Origin of the sequence: Lacihabitans sp. LS3-19, from assembly GCF_024343575.1 — a bacterium.
Classification (GTDB): Bacteria; Bacteroidota; Bacteroidia; order Cytophagales; family Spirosomataceae; genus Leadbetterella.
The window spans coordinates 1-1,261 of sequence record NZ_RJUA01000086.1 but is presented as its reverse complement, the minus strand read 5'-3'; the positions used below and the strand labels follow the sequence as shown (position 1 = coordinate 1,261).

The 1,261-nt window shown below is 32.0% G+C and carries 1 protein-coding gene; it reads right to left on the bottom strand.

What is annotated here, in order from left to right; translation table 11 throughout:
- Nucleotides 1–904: thioredoxin fold domain-containing protein (locus tag EGI22_RS15485; RefSeq protein WP_255069341.1), on the bottom strand; the 904-nt coding region annotated here is incomplete at its 3' end.
- Between the last annotated feature and the right edge of the window lie 357 nt (nucleotides 905–1,261).

The window sequence follows — 1,261 nt, the reverse complement described above, 5'->3', positions numbered from 1 at the left end:
AGTTATCTACAAACACACAATTGCCCGTCAATGGATCACAACTATCAGTGGTACATGGATTTCCATCATCGCAAGTCTTCGGTATTCCTGCACAAACTCCGTTATGACATACATCGTTTATTGTACAAGGGTCACCATCGTCACAAGCTGAATTATTTTTTACTTGTATGCATCCTGAAAGTGGTTTACAGGCTGCGGTGGTACAAAGATTGCCGTCATCTGGACAAGAAATAGAAGTCCCAGTACAGTTACCAGCAATACATTGATCATTTTCTGTACAAAAATTATTATCATCACAGGCACTACCATTAGTTTTAGGAGTAAAAACACAACCTAGAGGACCTTCCGAATCTGTGGTACATGGATTACCGTCGTCACAAACGACACTTTTTGAATAGACAAAAGGTATATCTTTTTTTATTATATAGTTATTAAAAATCAACCTACTTTTCAAAAACTGTAAGGATTGGTTTATTTCTGGGTATGGTTTTAGAAAGTAGGATTTATATACATTTTTTAAAAGCTGAATAAATTCTTCTTTTTCTTTAAATCCTGAAGACATGGTTTTTATGTCACCATTTTCATCAAAAAATAAAAGAGTAGGAAGAGATTTAATAAAAAAAGCAGCTTTATAAGCTGTCCCTTCCTCTGAACTGTTCAATACACGATAAGAAACAAAACCAGAATTTAAAACATTAATTACTTGAGGATCGGTTAATGTTTCTTCTTGAAATTTTTTACAGAAACCACACCAATCCGCATAATAAAGCACAAAAATACCTTTATGTTCATCAATAGCTTTCTGTTTAACCTCCTCAATAGATTGTAAAAATACAGGAGATGGTGCAGCTATAAGTTTTATAGAAAAAAATATCAGTATTAAAACGAAATGCTTTTTATTCATAAAAACTAAATTTTAACCCTTAAACTTATATTGAAAATTTTGAACAGAATTAACCAAATTATCAATAAACCAATCTTAAAGTTAAAAAAACAATAAACGGACTCCAAAATTGAAACCCGTTTTTTATTTTAAGGGAAATGCCATTCCATCTTTAAAGAATAATTTCGAGGCATAATCGGATCAACAGAATTGTACTCCTGCACATTGAAGGATATTTTGTCAAAATCATTTCCTACTTTTCCCCTTTATGTAAACTACCTAAAACTATAAAATAAATTGATATCTGATGGTATAAAAGCTGGAATGGCGATAAGTTGACATGCGTCGTTTTCGACTGTAAAATATGCAGACCTCTCG